This is a genomic window from Parabacteroides timonensis (assembly GCF_900128505.1).
In the GTDB taxonomy this organism is placed as follows: domain Bacteria; phylum Bacteroidota; class Bacteroidia; order Bacteroidales; family Tannerellaceae; genus Parabacteroides; species Parabacteroides timonensis.
Genome location: NZ_LT669941.1, coordinates 1,137,783 through 1,156,090, shown reverse-complemented (window position 1 = coordinate 1,156,090; position 18,308 = coordinate 1,137,783). Strand labels below are relative to the sequence as shown.

Here is an 18,308-nt window from a genome sequence, read left to right as displayed (position 1 = left end):
GGAATTCAAGGGCGTATTATTTCATTCTATAAAACTCTCAGAAAAAGAATAGCAGATGAAACCACTTTCAAGAATGAAGTTATTTTATTCATTTTCAATATATATCATTGCTGCATTACTTATGTGGCTTCAAACTCATTATACAATTCCTTATCTTAGCGGGAAGACGGGGCAGGAGCCGATCCTGCTCTGGTTTATTGTCGGTGCACTTGGCATTTTCTTTCCTCTCATTCTTCTGGCAATAGCTATACTTAAATCAGAGATATATAAACTGACTTATCGGACATGGTATAAAAGAATGCGGTTTGTCAGAATGACCGGACCTGATTGGCTTTGGAGTATTTTTGGAATACTGGTTACTGCGATAGGAATGCTTATCGTTATGGGGATAATCGCTTTATTTGTCGATAAACTTGATTATACGCCTGCGTTTATGGAGTTTGAACCTTTAGGCCCTAGTCGTTATTGGTTATTGGCTGTTTGGTTTGTATTTTGGATATTTAATATTATGGGAGAAGAGATACTCTGGCGGGGTGTTATGCAACCACGCCAGGAGTTGGTTTCCGGACAATATACATGGATCGTTCAGGGAGCAGGATGGAGCCTTTTCTATCTGGCCTTCGGTTGGCAACTTTGGGTGATGTTACTGCCTTTAATGTTTATCCAACCTTATATCGTCCAGAAAACGCGAAACTCATGGACTGGTGTCATTATTCACGGAGCCATTAATGGTCCGGGGGTTATTGCGATAGCATTGGGGTGGATCTGATATTTTTAATCATTTTGACTAATAGGAGATCCGGATTGTTTTCATCGGCATATTCTTCCACCTTTTTGTATCCAATGGATTCATATAACCTGATATTTTTTGTACTTTGCGAACCGGTAAAAAGGATGAATTCCTTTGCTGTCGGGCAATGTTTCTCAGCTTCCATAAGTAATTTACGCCCGATGCCCTTGTTTTGAAATTCGGGTGAGACGATCAGTCTGCCGATCCAACAAGATAGATCTTGCTCCCGTAGTTTCACCGATCCGACGATTTGATTCAGATAAGTCGCTATCAGGAATAAATGATCCTGATAGTCTTTTTGTATCTCATCGAGACTTTGAATTAATGGAGCTATCTTATAGTCGTTATAGAACTTTGCTTCTTCAAGGAATGCAGTTTTCTGTATTTCGAGAATTATCGGCAAATCTTTATAATCGGCTTTTTGTATCGCTATATCGTATTCTTCTTTCTTCATTATTTTTCAGCATTTGCAGTATGCAATATTAGTCAAATATTGTCTATATCTCTGCTCTTTTTATCTCTTTTATTTTCTTATATACGTACATAAAGGCTGGGATTAAGAATAAGTCAGCGGCTACCCAGGCCGTCGCATCACCGAAACAGACTGCTAGGAAGCCGAATGCCGGTACTGCATAAATACTGACCAGCGTGCGGGCAATCATTTCTGAAACACCCGAAAGCATAGCCAAGTTTGTGAATCCGGCTCCCTGAATTGTATAACGCAAGATACATAGTATTCCGAGGATAGGGAAGAATGAACATGATACATGCATATACTGAACTGCTTTACTGATAACTTCCGTTTCTGTGGGATCGACAAATATCTGTGCCAACTGCTCTGAAGTCAGCATCATGACAAGGAATGCGAAGGCTGCATAAACGATCATCATTAAACCGCTGGCTTTGATCCCTTGCCAGATACGCTGGGGTTTTCCGGCACCATAGTTCTGTCCGGTGTAGGTTGCCATAGCAATACCTAGGCTTTCGAAAGGACACATAAAGAATGATTTTATACGCACGGCAGAAGCAAAAGCTGCAACACTGGCTGACCCGAGTGCATTGTTGGCACTTTGCAACATAATACTGCCGATAGCTGTAATAGAAAACTGGAGTCCCATCGGAACACCGATCCAGAGCAGGTTGCCTGCCAATCTCATGTTGAACTTTCGCTCTTCGCGTGTTCCCTGTAATACTTCGAAACGGCGATACATATAGATGAAACAAAGGATAGCCGAAATTCCTTGCGATAGAAGAGTGGCGATTGCTGCACCGGCAACTCCCCATTTGAATATCAGTATGCAAACCAGGTCGAGTATCACGTTTAGGATTGTGGAAAAGAGCAGGAACCAGAACGGGGTCTTGCTGTCACCCAAGGCACGGATAATACTGGAAAGCAAATTATAGAAGAAAGTGCATGGTACGCCGATAAAAGTAACGAGTAGATAAAAATAAGCATCTGTAAAGATATTTTCCGGCGTCTGCATAATCCTTAAAATATCTTTGCAGTAAATGCTTGTTACTATAGCAATGATAACTGACATAAATGCAGCCAATTGCAAACTGATAGCCACATAACGCCGCATTGTATTGTAATCGCGTGCACCGAACTTTTGTGCCACCGGAATACCGAAACCGGCACAACATCCATTGCAAAACCCGATGATAAGAAAAATAACGGACGTACTTGCACCGACCGCCGAGAAAGCACCGATCCCTAAGAACTTACCAACGATCGCTGCATCGATTAGAGAGTAGGTTTGTTGAAGCAGATTAGCTAAAAGTACCGGCATGGCAAAACTGAAGATCAGTGGAAGTGCCCGGCCGGAAGTCATTTCTTTAGATGTTCCCATAAATTTATACCTAAACAATTGTGCAAAGGTATATATTTTGCATTAAAAGGATTAAAATTACACTTATAAAAACTATTGTATCTTATCTGAATATATATTATCTTTGTTCTTATCAGGAAAATCATTGCTTACATGAATGCTTATTTGAGAATTATATTGCTAATAGGGATGATAGGAAGTACAGTCTTTCTCCTTTCGTGTACATCCGGTCAGGATTCTGGATTGAATGAAAAAGAATTACTCGGAAAGAAGTTATTCTTTGATGATAATCTTTCAGAGCCTGTCGGACAATCTTGTGCCACCTGTCATACACCGGAGAAAGGGTTTGCAGATGTTTACTCTCGTATCACATCGGAAGGAGCGGTAAAAGGGCGTTTCAGCAATCGTAATTCAATGACTTGTGCCTATTCGAGTTATGTTCCGCCTTTGCACTATAATGAGGAAGATGAAACCTGGGTGGGCGGACTTTTCTGGGACGGACGTGTGAATACACTGGAAGAACAGGCTGCACAACCATTTGTTAATCCGTTGGAAATGGGTAATCAGGACAATAAAATGATCACAGAGAAAGTTCGCCGTGCCGATTACTATCCGGAACTGGTAAAGATATATGGGGCTTCAACTTCAGTAGACTCACTTTTCTCTTATATAACAGATGCGATAGCTGCCTATGAACGATCGGATGAAATGAGTCCGTTTTCCTCCAAATATGATGCCTGGCAAGCTGGAGAATGTGAGTTGACGGATCAGGAACAATTAGGACTGGATTTGTTCAGAGAAAAAGGTCTTTGTGCCGAATGCCATATTCTTGAACCGGACGAACGGGTAGGGAAAGTATTGTTTACAGATCATACATACGACAACCTGGGAATTCCTTCCAACCCGGACAATCCATTCTTCACCGTTTCTGCTCCTTATAACCTCTGCGACCGTGATACGATGGACATGGGCTTGGGTTCTTTCCTGAAAGACAGTGCCGAGTTCGGCAAGTTCCGTGTTCCGACTTTGCGGAATGTAGCCCTGACGGCTCCTTACGGACACAACGGCTATTTCAAGACTCTTGAAGAGATCGTACATTTCTACAACGTTCGTGATGTGGCGGATTATCCGGAGCCGGAATATGCTGCTACCGTCAACAAGGATGAACTGGGACATCTGGGACTGACCCCGGATGAAGAAGCCGCTATCGTGGCCTTCATGTTAACACTGACTGACGGTTTTCAGGTCCGGTAAGTCATAATCTTTGCTATATTTTCAAAACATTTTGCTTTCCACCATAGTTCTTTTATAAACAAAACATAAAAGAAAAAGTAAACATAATATGGCAAAGAATGTAGCGGAACAATTAGTCGACACGCTGGAAAAGGCAGGTGTTAAACGTATCTACGCCGTCACAGGTGATAGTTTGAATGAAGTAAACGAAGCAGTACGAAAGAATGGAAAAATCAAATGGATCCATGTGCGTCATGAAGAAACAGGAGCTTATGCTGCCGCAGCTGAAGCACAACTGAGTGGAGAATTAGCTTGTTGTGCGGGAAGTAGTGGACCGGGGCATGTACATTTGATCAACGGGTTGTATGATGCCCAGCGCACAGGTGTTCCTGTTCTTGCTATCGCATCTACTTTGCCGACTCACGAGTTCGGAACGGAATATTTCCAGGAAACCAATACGATCAAATTGTTTGAAGATTGCAGCCATTATAATCAGGTGGCAACTATACCCGAGCAATTTCCCCGGATGCTACAAGGAGCTATACAGGCTGCTCTCTCGTTCCGTGGAGTAGGAGTGATCGGTTTGCCTGGCGACCTGACTTCAAAGACGGCCAGCGAAGGAGAGTCTTCCCAGCTTCCGTTTCCCACCCGGCAGCGCGTGTGCCCTTCGGCTGGAGAGATCAATGAACTGGCTGATCTGTTGAACAAGGCGGAAAAGGTTACTCTTTTTTGTGGGATAGGAGCAAAGGATGCACATAAAGAGTTGGTTGAATTATCCCAGCTTTTGAATGCGCCTGTCGCTTATTCCTTTAAAAGTAAAATGGAGATACAATACGATAATCCGAATGAAGTGGGAATGACCGGCTTACTGGGTATGCCTTCGGGGTATTACAGCATGCATGAGGCTGAAGTTCTGCTTTTACTTGGAACAGACTTCCCTTATGAAGCCTTTATGCCACAAAACAATACGATTGTACAGGTTGATATCAAAGCTAACCGTCTCGGACGTCGTGCCAAAATTAAAATGGGACTTTGCGGGGATGTGAAAGACACTTTGCTGGAACTACTTCCTCTCATTCATCAAAAGAAAAACGATTCTTTCCTTCGTGAGCAGCTGGCGCATTATGAAAAGGTAAAAGACAACCTCCGGTCGTCTGCCAAAGTGAAAGGCAAAGAAGAAAAGATACAACCTGAATATGTGATTTCCGTCATTAATGAGCTCGCTGCGAATGATACCATCTTTACGGTTGATACAGGGATGACCTGTGTATGGGGAGCACGCTATTTGCAGGCTACCGGGAAACGTAAGATGTTAGGCTCTTTCAATCATGGTTCGATGGCAAATGCGATGCCACAGGCTATCGGTGCGGCTCTGGCTTATCCGGGACGACAGGTCGTAGCTTTGTGTGGCGACGGTGGTCTTTCTATGTCGTTGGGCGATCTCGCAACGATCGTACAGTATAAATTACCGATCAAATTGGTTGTTTTCAATAACCGTTCATTGGGAATGGTCAAATTAGAAATGGAGGTAGCCGGATTGCCCGACTGGCAGACCACAATGCTGAACCCCGACTTTGCACGAGTGGCTCTTTCGATGGGAATGGCCGGTTATAATGTAAGTAATCCTGACGACGTATTATCGACATTGACAAAGGCTTTTGTTTCAGACGGTCCTGTCCTCGTCAATATCATGACCGATCCGAATGCCCTGGCAATGCCTCCGAAAATTGAGTTTACCCAGATGCTCGGCTTTGCTCAGACTATGTACAAGCTATTGATGCAGGGACGATCCAAAGAAATTATGGATACAATTGATACAAACCTGAAGCACTGGAAAGAGGTGTTTTAAATAAAAATAAATACCTTTGTTTTCGATATTAAAATTTTACTCTGATTATGAAAGCAAAGGTATTCTTTTTATCGCTAATAGCGTTTTTTGCCCTGTCTTTGCAGGCCGCAGTCGTCGATACTATAAATGTGCGCAGTAATGTGATGAACCAAGATGTTCAGACAGTCGTAGTTTTGCCGGGAAATGGGAAAACGACAGCCCCTGTCATTTATTTATTGCATGGGCACGGAGGTAATGCGAAAACATGGATTTCCGTAAAGCCGAATTTGCCGGAGATTGCTGACCAATATGGTCTTATATTTGTCTGTCCGGATGGTAAAAACAGTTGGTATTGGGATAGCCCGGTCGATCCCTCCTATCGCTATGAAACGTTTGTATCGAAAGAACTTATCGATTATATAGATGCTAATTATCCAACGATTAAAGATCGTACCGGACGTGCTATAACAGGATTGAGTATGGGAGGCCACGGTGCGATGTGGTTATCATTCCGTCATAAAGATGTCTTTGGTGCAGCCGGAAGTACGAGCGGTGGAGTGGATATTCGCCCTTTTCCGAACAACTGGCATATGAGCGATTGGTTAGGTAAAGAAAGCGAAAATCAGGAAGTATGGGACAACCATACGGCAATCAATCAGATCGACCGTTTGAAAAATGGCGACTTGGCAATCATCATTGATTGTGGTTATAGCGATTTCTTCTTTGAAGTGAACAACGATTTCCATAAGAAACTACTGAAATATAAGATCGACCATGATTTTCTTGTACGACCCGGTGCGCATAATAGCGAGTATTGGCGTAACTCAATTGATTATCAGATATTATTCTTCAAGAATTATTTCGATAAACGTAAATAAAAACATTTTTTTCCTCAATTGATCAACATGAAAATTAAATATCTGTTTTTATTGGTTATCCTGACTTCCCTCTTTGCCGGATGTAAAGACTCGGACTCGGAAAACCTGCAATTTGAATTGTCGGAGTCAGCTTTTAATGATGTCAGTTATGAAGGGGCGACCTTAGAGGTTCAAATCACATCTGGTGCTGCTTGGACTGCTTCATCCAATGCAACCTGGTGCGCTCTCGTTCCGACAAAAGGGACAGGCAGCCAGAAATGTGCAATAGAAGTTCAAGGTAACCTGGAAACAACAGCAAGAACTGCGACTGTTACAATAAAAAGTGGTAAAACTGAGAAAAAGATCGAAATACATCAGAATGCAAACGAAGGTGAACTTCATTACAAGCTCCCTGTCATTTTTCACGTGCTTTATCAGAACGAGTCGGACGTTTTACAATATGTCAGTAAGGACCGCCTGGCCGATATACTTAATAAAGTGAACGGCTATTACAAGGATGGAGTTAACAGTCTGGATATGAATCTTTCCTTTACATTAGCAACGAAAACACCCGCCGGAGAAACGCTTGCTTCTCCCGGCGTAGAATATATTAAATGGACTGGTGAATATCCGATCGATTGTGACGAATTCATGACTGATGAGACTGGAAAGTACGTATCTTTGCTTTGGGACCCCAATGAATATATCAATGTTATGGTTTATTTTTTCAAGCAAGACAATTCCGGAACTGAGGCTTTAGGTATTTCACATCTTCCGTTCACCATTAAAGGACATAATTGGTTGATAGGGGTCAACGAAACGGAGTATTCGTATTTATCGTTGGAGGATCTTAAGTTTCCGTATAGTGTTTCGATTAACAGCCAGTATATTAATGATGAGTCCGACGATCAATATTATCTAACTACCGACATAGTTGTTACATTAGCTCATGAACTGGGGCATTATTTAGGACTGCGTCATGTCTTTACTGAAGATAAAGTAGGTACTTCATCCGGAGGTTGCATGGACTCGGATTATTGTGATGATACCCCGACATATAATAAAACATATTATGACGAATGGTATTTCTTGCAGATAGAGTCTGGAGACGCTGACTTTTATACGTTAGTCAAGCGTGAAGATTGCCAGACCGGTAAGACATTTATTTCTACCAATATTATGGATTATGCTGTCAGCTATTCCTTTCAGTTTACTTCTGACCAACGTGACCGTATACGTCACGTCCTGACATATAGCCCGCTGATACCTGGTCCGAAGATAGGGCAGACAAAGACTCGTTCTGTTAAAGGTCCATTGGATTTGCCGATACGCGTAATAAAGTAATCATTCAAAATGCATAAAAAGGCGACCCTTTGGCCACCTTTTTATGCATTTTGAATGATCAGCTCAATCCTTCTACCAATCCGTTTACGATATCGATCCGTTTTGCCTGTGGGTCTTTGGGGAGTCCCGGCATACGCATGATTTCACCCATGACAACAACGATCATTTCGGCACCATTGTTGATGATAACGTCACGTACTTTCAATTCAAAATCTTTGGCGACACCGTATGCTTTTGGATCGGAAGAGAATGAATATTGAGTTTTTGCGATACAGATAGGATAGTGGGAGATACCCAGGCTTTCGATCTGTTTGATCTTCTTGTCGGCAAGCGTTGTATATGTTACCGAGGCTGCACCATAAATCTCTTTAGATACCTTTTTGATCTTTTCGCGTACCGGATCTGTATTTTCATACACTAGTTTCAGTGGAGCCGACGGTTTGTTTTCGATCGTGTCTACAACCAGTTTAGCCAGTTCCACACCACCTTCGCCGCCTTCTGCGAATACACTGTTCATGGCAAAACCAACACCCAGTTCCTTGCAATGCTCGGCTACTAATGCGATTTCTTCATCCGTATCGGTTGCATAACGGTTGAAAGTTACGATCACTTCCTGGCCGAAACGTTTCATGTTAGACACATGTTTGTCGAGGTTGGCGAAACCGTTACGCAGGCCTTCGATATTCTGTTCCTTGATCTGTGCCTCAGGAACGCCGCCGTGCAGCTTCAAACTCTGTGCAGTAGCAACGATAACTGTCAGTTTCGGAGTTAAGCCCGCTTTACGACATTTGATATCGAAGAACTTTTCTGCACCCAGATCGGCACCGAAACCAGCCTCCGTAATAACATAGTCACCGTAAGTAAGAGCCATCTTAGTAGCGATTATCGAATTACATCCGTGTGCGATGTTGGCGAACGGACCACCATGAACGAATGCAGGTGTATTTTCCGTTGTCTGTACCAGGTTAGGCAGCAATGCATCTTTCAGCAATACAGTGATCGCTCCGGCAACTCCCAGATCGTTTACTGTGAACGGTTGATCATCGTAAGTATATCCCAGCAGGATATTACCGATGCGACGTTTTAAATCTTCCAGGTCGGTAGCCAAGCAAAGGATTGCCATCATTTCGGAAGCAGGAGTGATATCGAATCCTGTTTCGGTCGGGATACCGTTGGCAGAACCACCCAATCCGGATACAATATTACGCAGGCTGCGGTCGTTCACGTCGAGTACGCGTTTCCATTTGATCTCTTTCAATCCTTCACAGGTATTGCGTGTCTGATAAATATAGTTATCCAACAACGCTGTGATCATATTGTGAGCAGAAGTTACGGCATGGAAATCTCCGGTAAAGTGTAAGTTGATGTTTTCCATCGGCAACACCTGGGCATAGCCACCTCCGGCTGCTCCACCTTTCATACCGAAACACGGACCTAATGAAGGTTCACGCAGGGCTGCAACTGCCTTTTTACCGATCTTGTTCAGACCGAGGGCAAGGCCGATAGAAACCGTTGTCTTCCCGATTCCAGCTTTGGTAGGAGTGATAGCTGTAACCAGGATCAGGTTATGTTCTTTGATTTTTTCTTCATCGATGAGATGGAGAGGCACTTTGGCGATGTAACGACCATAGTTCTGAACTTCCTCGCGCGGAATGCCTAATCCTGTAGCAACTTCCTTTATTTTGCGAAGGGAAACTTCTCTTGCAATTTCTATATCCGATTTCATGTGCTTATGTAAGTTTAAGAAGGAACAAAAGTATATTATTTTTAATTAAATAACAAAATGTCACAATGAAAGGTTTCCGGTGGGAGTGGAGATATTATATTGCTGTCATATTGATAAAAGATGCTAAAAGAAGAATGGAAACAAATCTTTGTCATCTTAAAGTGGTACTTTTTGATGTATTTGTCATCTTTAGTTGGCAAAAATAATGCATTTAGATAGTTTTGCTCTTAAAGAATTATAAAATATGGATAATAGATTGTTGTGTATAACAAATTGATTAATTTTGTGTCGTCACGATAGCAAAATATAATAAACAGCAGGCTTAGGGTGATAAAAAGAAAGTGTGTAGCGATTTTAAAAACTTCGGTTTATGTAATTAAGGAGATTTGATTATGACAACAATGAGATTTAGTTTGGCAGGTGTAGCTTCAAAAGAGGTAGAAACAGGATCATGGATAAGAACAATTGCAGATTGTTTGGGGATTCATATGTTTTCAAAGATGAGTCCTTCGGTTAGTACGAGTAATGTAGGTTGGGATACAACCAAGCAGAAGGAAATCCAGGATCTTCATCATTATGCCGTCCGCAATTTGATCCCGAAGGCTGGTGTTTACCAGATGGAATTGCTTGAATCGTTGGCACAATCTGCTTCCATATATTCACCGGAAGAAGTTGAATCTCTTTATAATGAAACGAATAAAAAGATCGAAGAGATCAGTAGTCATATTTCAGGTGTGTTGGTAAGTGCGCGTGAGTTGTGTAAGTCAGGGCACCAGAACTGGGAATCTGTTCAGTCACTCCGGTATCATATGAACCGTTTGAGTAACATTATAGAATCAGTATAGTTTTTGCAATACAATATCGATAGATTTTACCTTTAATATCCCCGTCATTTCCCAGAACTACTCTGTTTTAGGCTTATGATGGGGATTATTGTATGATCATCAATGAAAAATAGGGGTACACTTTATCCGCTATAATCTTCTTATCGGAAGTATAATATTCTTTTTCTGTTCCCACATTTTCAAAGTAATGGAACTGTGTCTGCGGATGCTTCCGGATACAGTCGTGTACGGCTTCCACACATTGTGACAGTTTCATAATGACGATTACATATCCGGCATGTATTTTTTCACTCAACTCTTCGGTAGAAGGTGTTCCGGGAATGACAACGATCTGTTCTTCCTGTTTGACAATATGCAACCCAGCTAAGGCTCCTGCTGCAATAAAAGCCGGAATCCCGGCAATACGCTGTACAGCGATCCCAGTGTCTGTAAGTTTGTCGTATATGTATTGTATGGATGAATAGAAACCAGCATCCCCTTCGGCAACGATGACAATCCGTTTACCTATTGCATGGTTTGCCACAGCCTCATTGTATAAACTATCGTAGGCCTTCCAAGCTTCTGTACGGTCTTTACTCATAGGAAGCATAAAGCATTGGATGGCAATTTCATTTATATCTAAAGCACGCACGATATCTGCCGCACGTGAAAGAGAATCTCCCTGCTTATTCCGGGTAGCCGGGCAATAGATTATATCTGCCTGCTGAAGTTGTTTAAGCCCTTTTACAGTGATAAGTTCCGGTTCTCCGGGACCTAATGAAACGAAGCTGATAGGATGTGTCATTTGCTCTTGTTTTATTCGGAGGGCAAAAGTGCTTAAAATAACGGAAGTCTCCAAATAAACTACTGAACAATATCAGGGGTGAAGCGACATTCTCAGTAAATAACAGTTCCGTATGCGAATGGTTCAGTTTTTCTTATTACTTTTGCGCTCGAAATCGGTTCTGTAAAACTCCTGTTCACGGAGACAGATTAAAAGGGAACCGGGTGTAAATCCCGGACAGTCCACGCTGCTGTGAAGCTTTATAAACATCCTGATAATACCTTTTGCCACTGGTCTTTGCGATCGGGAAGGCATTCGGGATGGAAGTAAGTCAGAAGACCTGCCATTTTTTGCATAACGATTGTCCTCGTGGGTTTGGACGGTTTGTGTCGGATAAAAAACAATATGAATATGAACAAGTATTTAGTAGGTTGTTGCCTGGTTACGCTATTGGCTACATCGTGTGCATCAAAAGGAAATCAGCAGGAGAAAGAGAATGTTTCTTCGCAGCAAACGACTATGACGGATAACCGGGTTCAGGTAGCGCCAAAGTATGCCGAAGGTTTTCAGTTGACTTATGCCGACGGTTATGTCCTGATGGATATACATGACCCGCAGAATGAAGAAAGCACGCATTTCCTGTATGCATTGGTTCCCCGTGGGACGAAGCCGGAAGGTATTCCTGCCGATTATACGGTGATCGAAACACCTGTGCGTAGTGCCATTTGTATGACCTCCCTGCAACTCTCCAATTTCATTAAGTTGGGAGCGGAGGATAAGGTAGTCGGTATCACGAGTACACGCCATCTGTTTAATAAGACTATCAATAATCAGTTGAAGGAAGGAAAGACAGCGAAGATCGGGATCGAAGGTAATTTCGATAATGAAGTGATTATGAGTATCAATCCCGACCTGATCCTGATCTCTCCCTTTAAACGTGGCGGATACGAGACGATGAAAGATATCGGTATTCCTCTGATTCCTCATCTGGGATATAAAGAAATGACACCACTGGGACAGGCTGAATGGATTAAGTTTGTCGGTCTGTTACTCGGGATAGAGCAGGAAGCCAATGAGAAATTCTCAGCTATAGAGAACCGCTACAACGAACTGAAAGAGCTGACTGCCGAAGGTAAAGTACAGAAACGTCCTATCGTGTTCAGTGGCGAAATACATGGTGGCAACTGGTATGCAGTAGGAGGAAAGAGTTTCCTTGCACAGCTTTTCAAAGATGCCGGCGCTGATTACTTTTTGAAAGACGACGATCGTTCCGGCGGTGTGACGCTCGACTTCGAGACCGTCTATAACCAGGCCGATGAAGCCGATTACTGGCGTATCGTAAACAGCTATCCGGGAACATATACTTATAAATCCCTGAAAGATCAGGATCCCCGTTATGCAGACTTCCGTGCCTTCAAGGAAAAAGGAGTGATCTACTGTAATATGCGGGAGAAACCTTTTTACGAGAGCATGCCGACTGAGCCGGAGGTTGTATTGGGCGATTTATTGCATATCTTTCATCCGAATCTGCTGCCGGATCACACGCCTGTCTATTATGATTTACTTAAATAAATAGGGACGATGAAGTATTCTAATACTATCCTGATGCTTTTGATCCTTGTCTCGATCGTCGTGTTGTTGTTTCTGAATCTGGTGTTGGGATCTGTTTCGATTCCCTTCCATTCGGTTTGGAATATCATCTGCGGCAATGGAGACGAACCGGTCACCTGGCAGAATATTATCTGGAAATCACGCTTTCCGCAAGCCTTGACGGCATTAGTAGCCGGAGCCGGATTAGCGATCAGCGGGCTTCAGATGCAAACCGTATTCCGTAACCCTTTGGCGGGACCTTCTGTGTTGGGTATCAGCTCCGGTGCAAGTATGGGAGTCGCTTTCGTTGTCTTACTGAGTGGAAGCCTGGGAGGCGTGGCGTTGAGTAAGCTGGGCTTTATGGGAGAGATTGCCTTATCCATTGCGGCCATAGTCGGTTCCTTGTCTGTCATGGCACTGATCGTTTATGTCTCGCAGAAGGTAAAAGGGAATGTGACACTATTGATTATCGGAGTGATGATCGGTTATGTGGCAAATGCCGTGATCGGTGTGTTGAAATTCTTTAGTGTGGAAGAAGATATCCGTGCTTATGTAATCTGGGGGCTGGGAAGCTTCTCACGTGTCTCCGGTAATCAGATGATGCTTTTTGTAGCGATTATGGCTATCCTGATCCCTCTTTCATTTCTATTGATAAAGACATTAAACCTGATGCTTCTCGGCGACGGTTATGCCCGTAACCTGGGACTGAATATCAAACGGGCACGCCTGCTCGTTATCACCTCTGCCGGTGTATTGACTGCTATCGTGACCGCTTACTGTGGTCCGATCGTCTTCCTGGGACTTGCTGTTCCTCATCTTTGCCGTGCCATTTTCCAGACCTCCGATCATCGCATACTGATGCCCGGTGTCTTATTTGTGGGGGCAGCCCTGGCATTGGCTTGTAACCTGATTGCACGTATGCCGGGATTCGAGGGAGCTTTGCCGGTCAACTCGGTAACCGCATTGGTCGGTGCTCCGGTCGTTGCTTCCGTATTATTCCGCAGACGTAAAAACGAACTGAACGAATGAGTATGAAAGAGGCAACTATTCAGATAAACGATCTCTCTATCGGCTATCATTCCAAGAATGATACAAAGCTGGTAGCTAGCCATATAACGACAACAATCTACAGTGGCGAATTAACCTGTCTATTGGGAGCCAATGGCGTCGGGAAGTCTACTTTATTACGTACCTTGTCCGCTTTTCAGCCTCGTATATCCGGCGAAATAGCACTACTGTCCCGCGATATACAGGACTATAGTGATAAGGAGCTTAGCACTATAGTGGGAGTGGTACTGACAGATAAGTGTGAGATACGTAACATGACTGTCCGGGAATTGATCGGGATGGGACGCAGTCCGTACACCGGTTTTTGGGGACGGTTAGGGAAAGAAGACAAGCAGATCGTAGAAGAATCTATCTCCCTGGTCCGTATCGAGAACCTTGCTTCACGCATGGTGCACACCCTTTCCGACGGTGAACGGCAGAAGGTCATGATCGCCAAAGCGCTGGCGCAGGAGACACCTGTTATCTTTCTCGATGAACCGACGGCTTTTCTCGATTTTCCCAGTAAAGTCGAGATCATGCAATTGTTGCATAGCCTTACCCGTTCCACCAATAAAACGATTTTCCTTTCCACTCACGATCTCGAACTGGCCCTTCAGATAGCCGATAAGATCTGGCTGATGGATAGGGAGAAAGGGATCAGTACCGGTACACCCGAAGACCTGGCATTGAGTGGTTCTCTGAGCGGTTTCTTTGCCCGTAAAGGGATTGTCTTCGATATGGAAACCGGATTGTTCCGTATCGACAACCAATACGATAAGAAAATCCGTCTTGTCGGTGACGGCCAGAAATATGCAATGGTGCGTAAGGCTCTTTTGCGAAACGGCATTTATGCCGGTTCCGAAATAGAATCGGAGAGCTGGATCGATGCCGGTGATACCGCAACATCTGCCATCACCCTTTATTTTTCGAACGGGCAGCAGCGACAGGTTGCTTCCATCGAAGAATTATTGTTATCTCTGTAATCTGTCAACTGTCACTTGTCAACTGTCAACTGAAATATGTTAACAGGATAAACTTTTCTCATTTCGTTTGTTATATAGAGGTAATTCAAAATATTAAACGTCATGAAAAAGTATTTCTTGTTTGCCTTTCTCGTCTCTGCATGGGCATTTACCTCCTGTGATAATGATGACGCTCCCGATATCGATGCGGATGTTCCCTTTTATCAGAATCTGGGTGTCGCTTACGATGTGACCAATAATACGACGCGTGTCGGAGCTAATTTCAATAAACTGGATAGTGCCGGCATTAATATCAGATTGAACGGTCCGGCTTCCATTACAATCAATGGTAAGACTCCGGAGTTTGACAATGTAGGTACTTATTTTTATACTTATTCATTCTCCGGATTGGATGATATGACTTTTGTCTTTACGCGGGCAAAAGACAGTATCTATACAAATGTCGCTTCCATAAACGACGTGAAGCCGATCGCTATCCCCGAGTCTTTTACTTCAGCCAAAATAACAGGTACGACTACGCTTACCTGGGAGGGAGATCCGGTAGGAAAGGATGAACTGGTCGAGGTGCGGGTCACTTACGTCGGAGGATCATATAACGTGTTTAGCCGTACTGAAGGCAGTAAATCCATCAACATCAATTTCGGTAATTCCTCTTTACCTGCTAAAGGAAGCTTGTCGCTCAGCCGTGCAAAAACTCATCCTTTGCAGGAGAGTAACGGAAATGCCGGGGGCCAGCTGAATGTTTCCTATATTCAAAGCAAGGAGATTACGCTGGAATAAAAATAATGAGGGCAAGACATCAATAGGTCTCGCCCTCATTTCTACAAGGTTACTTTTTGTTCAGACATTGTAATAAAAACTTTCCCGGTTTGAACTTGACGCTAACGCGTGAAGGGATCATGCAGGATTTGCCGGTTCGTGGATTGCGGCCCAATCGTTCTGTCTGTTGCCAGCAGGCAAAGGAGCCGAATCCCTGAAGTACGATATTATTCCCCTGACTCAGGTTGTCCCTGATTACCTCCTGCCACGTATTGATTATATGGAGGCTTTCGGTCTGTGTACAACCGAGCCGGGAGGATAACTCTTTAACCATATCTGCTTTATTCATATCAAATTTGTTTTTGTTAGTAATGACCGAACGGTTATTCCTGGATACAGCGCACCGAGAAGGCAGAGGTTGCCGAGTTTGAGTGCCAACCGAGGGGCTTGCTGTTATTATTGACGGTTACGTAGTAGACTTCTTGGCTGGTAGCTAAAGATTGCCAGTAATAGCCATAGGTGCCCTGCGTATCGGATTGTCCGTTATAGCACTCGCGACAGCCCGCGGCAGGCAAGATAAGGTTCTTTCCGTTTTCTTTTCCAGGAATGATTGTGCGATTATTTACATCATCCCAGGTCGCACCGGATGGATTTGAATCGGATGATACACCTAAATCTTCCCATTCAGAATCAGTCGGAACACGCCAGCCTGCAGGACAAGGATCGTGAGCTCCCTTAACAGGATTGGCATTATCCTTTCCATTGTTGGCGTTCCAGAGTTGTAGGCACCAGGAAGCTTCTACATATTTCCCTGGATCTGGAGGATTTGGCTGACCGTCACCATTGATCTGCAACCAGTTGTTGTATAGAGTACCGTCACCGTTGATGAACTTTCCATTCCATTTACTCATATCAACAAGATCTTCCCTTGTCGGGTGACCTAGATCTCCGAGATTGGCCTCTTCGGTACAAATCGCTGCATTGTTTGTCGCATTCAGCCCTTGCGAACGTCCCCATTGGAATAGTTTACCTACATCATTTGTGATGTCTGTATTTTCATCTCTGATCGCTTTGTTCTTTGCCGTTTTTGCCCCTACATTGATAGGTGCCCAATACCTGTCATCCTTCATTTTTACGGCTGCAAAGCGTACTGTTTGTCCGGCATTCGGATCCAAATAAGTCACTATTGAAGCTCCTCGGTAGATTTCCAGTTTCATTTGTTCCTCTGCTGTATCTCCCCATTTGACAGTGATGTAGCCGATGTGGACTTCATGCGGTCTTTGATCCGTATCTATGCTGCTGTTTGCTGCGATGGTGATTGTTTTTGTATCATCGGTAGCAGTAGCCCTTGTGACAGGAGCGATCGTGATCCAGTTGTTATTGCCGTCACCATAGGTCGGCTCGTATTCGGGAGTGGTTTCGATGGTGACCGGCTTGTTGTTGATATGGGAGACTGTCAAGGTGAATGTACCGCCGTCCACATCTACACGTATTTTGTCGTCTCCGACTTCCGCTACATCGGCACCATCTGCGGTGAATGTTATCGGTAATACCGGTGGTTCCGGCTTAACGATGATACCACCGCTGCTTGTCCAGTCTTCGATTTCGAAGGCGGCAGCCATTGTGGTGCTGGTGACGTCGATGATACGCAGTTTGTAGCGGTTGTTGCGTAGGATGGCGATGTCGGCAGTGGTGCCCGTAGCACCGTCCGTCTTTTGAAGGGGGACGGTATAGGTAGCCGGTTTATCGCTGTTGGTTACCGGGTCGTGATATGTCCCTTTGATAATCAGGCTGGCCTTGTCGGTATCGAGTGTGGGGTAGGTGTAGATGGCACTTTCTGTTACTCCTGTATTGGCATTCGCTAAGGCGGTGTAATCCACCTCTTTGTATTCCATCAGAAGGGGAGAGGTGGCCAGATCTGCATCGACTATCGGTGTCAGTGTGCCGCTACTCCAAAGTGTACCTGTCTTGCGTCCCTGTTTGAGGGCGATAGACTGGATGGTCAGGTTGGAGGTGCGTGCGGTGTTGTCGATATCGAAACGGGCAACGACACGTTTGAGTTCGATCTTTACGTTCGAGACGGTTCCCAGCATCTTTGTTGTGCCGTTACCGGTCATTAATAATGACGGGTACAAAACCTTTTCTGCAGTAAGTGCCTTTGTGTACGATTGTAGGAAGGCTGCTTCGTCGGTGGCGGCATCAAAATTGTCGCTACTAGTGAATGGGGTAAGTGTCAGTGCGGTCGCTCCGTTTTCCTGATAGAGATCGTCTTCGCGGTTTGCCACGAGGAAGAGTTTCAGATAAGGGTAACCTGCTACTTCAGTGGGGAAGATCGAAGCGTTCCATTCGGAACCGGATGCTTGCAGGAGAAACTTATTCTGTACTTTGTCGTTTGCCGCAGCGCTTTCCCATTTGTCGAGGTATCTGTATGTACCTGTCTGTGCGTCAGAGGCAAAGATATAGACATCGAGGTTCTCTATCTTGTTTTCACTTTCTGAGGCGATGGCTTTCGTGTAGTCTACACCTTCGCCGTTGCCTGCGATAACCAACTGTATTTCGTTGGCTGCTCCTGTCAAGGATATTTCACCGTCGACGGGGTCGTTGTTGCATCCCGTACAGGCGATGGCGAGTGCCGGGAGCAGTAATATGTTCTTTAGTTTTATATTCATTTTATTATGTGTTAATTCAGGTTCATTATACCTTTTATTACTTGT

Annotated in this window: 16 protein-coding genes and 1 riboswitch; of the genes, 10 read left to right on the top strand and 6 right to left on the bottom strand. The window is 44.1% G+C overall.

The window, feature by feature from the left end:
* Positions 1-55: 55 nt before the first annotated feature.
* On the top strand, positions 56-769 hold the full coding sequence (locus BQ7394_RS12270; RefSeq protein WP_075557702.1) for a CPBP family intramembrane glutamic endopeptidase: 714 nt from the start codon (positions 56-58) through the stop codon (positions 767-769).
* On the opposite strand, the gene BQ7394_RS12265 is transcribed toward BQ7394_RS12270, so the two are convergent.
* A complete protein-coding gene (locus BQ7394_RS12265; protein ID WP_075557701.1) occupies positions 741-1,244 on the bottom strand; it encodes a GNAT family N-acetyltransferase in 504 nt (167 codons plus the stop codon). The two genes, BQ7394_RS12270 and BQ7394_RS12265, sit on opposite strands and share 29 nt — an antisense overlap.
* A gap of 43 nt (positions 1,245-1,287) precedes the next feature.
* A complete protein-coding gene (locus BQ7394_RS12260) occupies positions 1,288-2,640 on the bottom strand; it encodes an MATE family efflux transporter (protein ID WP_075557700.1) in 1,353 nt (450 codons plus the stop codon).
* A 168-nt stretch (positions 2,641-2,808) separates the two neighbouring features.
* On the opposite strand from BQ7394_RS12260, the gene BQ7394_RS12255 reads away from it, so the two are divergent.
* From BQ7394_RS12255 to BQ7394_RS12240, 4 genes are all read left to right on the top strand, one after another.
* Entirely contained in the window at positions 2,809-3,873 is a 1,065-nt protein-coding gene (locus tag BQ7394_RS12255) for a cytochrome-c peroxidase (protein WP_075557699.1), read from the top strand.
* An 88-nt stretch (positions 3,874-3,961) separates the two neighbouring features.
* The gene (locus BQ7394_RS12250) at positions 3,962-5,701 is read left to right on the top strand and encodes a thiamine pyrophosphate-dependent enzyme (protein WP_075557698.1); all 1,740 of its coding nucleotides are present in this window, start codon (positions 3,962-3,964) and stop codon (positions 5,699-5,701) included.
* A 47-nt stretch (positions 5,702-5,748) separates the two neighbouring features.
* Complete coding sequence (locus BQ7394_RS12245) at positions 5,749-6,558, top strand: alpha/beta hydrolase (protein ID WP_075557697.1); 810 nt, start codon at positions 5,749-5,751, stop codon at positions 6,556-6,558.
* 27 nt (positions 6,559-6,585) lie between these two features.
* Positions 6,586-7,881 (top strand): zinc-dependent metalloproteinase lipoprotein, encoded by a 1,296-nt coding sequence (locus tag BQ7394_RS12240; RefSeq protein ID WP_075557696.1) that lies wholly within the window; start codon positions 6,586-6,588, stop codon positions 7,879-7,881.
* 58 nt (positions 7,882-7,939) lie between these two features.
* Here the strand turns inward: BQ7394_RS12240 and BQ7394_RS12235 are convergent, their stop codons facing one another.
* Positions 7,940-9,607 carry a formate--tetrahydrofolate ligase gene (locus tag BQ7394_RS12235; RefSeq protein WP_075557695.1) on the bottom strand — a complete coding sequence of 556 codons (1,668 nt, stop codon included), beginning with the start codon at positions 9,605-9,607 and terminating at the stop codon, positions 7,940-7,942.
* Between the two features lie 392 nt (positions 9,608-9,999).
* Here BQ7394_RS12235 and BQ7394_RS12230 point away from each other — a divergent pair, with 392 nt between their 5' ends.
* A complete protein-coding gene (locus BQ7394_RS12230) occupies positions 10,000-10,452 on the top strand; it encodes a hypothetical protein (protein WP_075557694.1) in 453 nt (150 codons plus the stop codon).
* Between the two features lie 85 nt (positions 10,453-10,537).
* Here the strand turns inward: BQ7394_RS12230 and BQ7394_RS12225 are convergent, their stop codons facing one another.
* Positions 10,538-11,236, bottom strand: a complete 699-nt coding sequence (locus BQ7394_RS12225) for a precorrin-2 C(20)-methyltransferase (RefSeq protein WP_075557693.1) — start codon at positions 11,234-11,236, stop codon at positions 10,538-10,540.
* 137 nt (positions 11,237-11,373) lie between these two features.
* Positions 11,374-11,577, top strand: a riboswitch (cobalamin riboswitch).
* A gap of 49 nt (positions 11,578-11,626) precedes the next feature.
* Here BQ7394_RS12225 and BQ7394_RS12220 point away from each other — a divergent pair.
* The 4 genes from BQ7394_RS12220 to BQ7394_RS12205 all read left to right on the top strand — a co-directional run bounded on the left by BQ7394_RS12220 (position 11,627) and on the right by BQ7394_RS12205 (position 15,615).
* Positions 11,627-12,787, top strand: coding sequence for an ABC transporter substrate-binding protein (locus BQ7394_RS12220; protein ID WP_075560004.1), 1,161 nt, complete (start codon positions 11,627-11,629; stop codon positions 12,785-12,787).
* A 9-nt stretch (positions 12,788-12,796) separates the two neighbouring features.
* Entirely contained in the window at positions 12,797-13,834 is a 1,038-nt protein-coding gene (locus BQ7394_RS12215; RefSeq protein WP_075557692.1) for an iron ABC transporter permease, read from the top strand.
* Between the two features lie 2 nt (positions 13,835-13,836).
* Entirely contained in the window at positions 13,837-14,835 is a 999-nt protein-coding gene (locus BQ7394_RS12210) for an ABC transporter ATP-binding protein (RefSeq protein ID WP_075560003.1), read from the top strand.
* 102 nt (positions 14,836-14,937) lie between these two features.
* A complete protein-coding gene (locus BQ7394_RS12205; protein ID WP_075557691.1) occupies positions 14,938-15,615 on the top strand; it encodes a hypothetical protein in 678 nt (225 codons plus the stop codon).
* 49 nt (positions 15,616-15,664) lie between these two features.
* Here BQ7394_RS12205 and BQ7394_RS12200 read toward each other — a convergent pair whose 3' ends face one another.
* On the bottom strand, positions 15,665-15,943 hold the full coding sequence (locus BQ7394_RS12200) for an HU family DNA-binding protein (RefSeq protein WP_075557690.1): 279 nt from the start codon (positions 15,941-15,943) through the stop codon (positions 15,665-15,667).
* Between the two features lie 34 nt (positions 15,944-15,977).
* Positions 15,978-18,263, bottom strand: coding sequence for an FISUMP domain-containing protein (locus BQ7394_RS12195; protein ID WP_075557689.1), 2,286 nt, complete (start codon positions 18,261-18,263; stop codon positions 15,978-15,980).
* Between the last annotated feature and the right edge of the window lie 45 nt (positions 18,264-18,308).

What these genes read in the sequence shown, in the direction of transcription:
- BQ7394_RS12270 (WP_075557702.1), top strand. Translation starts at nt 56, where the DNA reads ATGAAACCACTTTCAAGAATGAAGTTATTTTATTCATTTTCAATATAT.
- BQ7394_RS12265 (WP_075557701.1), bottom strand. Translation starts at nt 1,244, where the DNA reads ATGAAGAAAGAAGAATACGATATAGCGATACAAAAAGCCGATTATAAA.
- BQ7394_RS12260 (WP_075557700.1), bottom strand. Translation starts at nt 2,640, where the DNA reads ATGGGAACATCTAAAGAAATGACTTCCGGCCGGGCACTTCCACTGATC.
- BQ7394_RS12255 (WP_075557699.1), top strand. Translation starts at nt 2,809, where the DNA reads ATGATAGGAAGTACAGTCTTTCTCCTTTCGTGTACATCCGGTCAGGAT.
- BQ7394_RS12250 (WP_075557698.1), top strand. Translation starts at nt 3,962, where the DNA reads ATGGCAAAGAATGTAGCGGAACAATTAGTCGACACGCTGGAAAAGGCA.
- BQ7394_RS12245 (WP_075557697.1), top strand. Translation starts at nt 5,749, where the DNA reads ATGAAAGCAAAGGTATTCTTTTTATCGCTAATAGCGTTTTTTGCCCTG.
- BQ7394_RS12240 (WP_075557696.1), top strand. Translation starts at nt 6,586, where the DNA reads ATGAAAATTAAATATCTGTTTTTATTGGTTATCCTGACTTCCCTCTTT.
- BQ7394_RS12235 (WP_075557695.1), bottom strand. Translation starts at nt 9,607, where the DNA reads ATGAAATCGGATATAGAAATTGCAAGAGAAGTTTCCCTTCGCAAAATA.
- BQ7394_RS12230 (WP_075557694.1), top strand. Translation starts at nt 10,000, where the DNA reads ATGACAACAATGAGATTTAGTTTGGCAGGTGTAGCTTCAAAAGAGGTA.
- BQ7394_RS12225 (WP_075557693.1), bottom strand. Translation starts at nt 11,236, where the DNA reads ATGACACATCCTATCAGCTTCGTTTCATTAGGTCCCGGAGAACCGGAA.
- BQ7394_RS12220 (WP_075560004.1), top strand. Translation starts at nt 11,627, where the DNA reads ATGAACAAGTATTTAGTAGGTTGTTGCCTGGTTACGCTATTGGCTACA.
- BQ7394_RS12215 (WP_075557692.1), top strand. Translation starts at nt 12,797, where the DNA reads ATGAAGTATTCTAATACTATCCTGATGCTTTTGATCCTTGTCTCGATC.
- BQ7394_RS12210 (WP_075560003.1), top strand. Translation starts at nt 13,837, where the DNA reads ATGAAAGAGGCAACTATTCAGATAAACGATCTCTCTATCGGCTATCAT.
- BQ7394_RS12205 (WP_075557691.1), top strand. Translation starts at nt 14,938, where the DNA reads ATGAAAAAGTATTTCTTGTTTGCCTTTCTCGTCTCTGCATGGGCATTT.
- BQ7394_RS12200 (WP_075557690.1), bottom strand. Translation starts at nt 15,943, where the DNA reads ATGAATAAAGCAGATATGGTTAAAGAGTTATCCTCCCGGCTCGGTTGT.
- BQ7394_RS12195 (WP_075557689.1), bottom strand. Translation starts at nt 18,263, where the DNA reads ATGAATATAAAACTAAAGAACATATTACTGCTCCCGGCACTCGCCATC.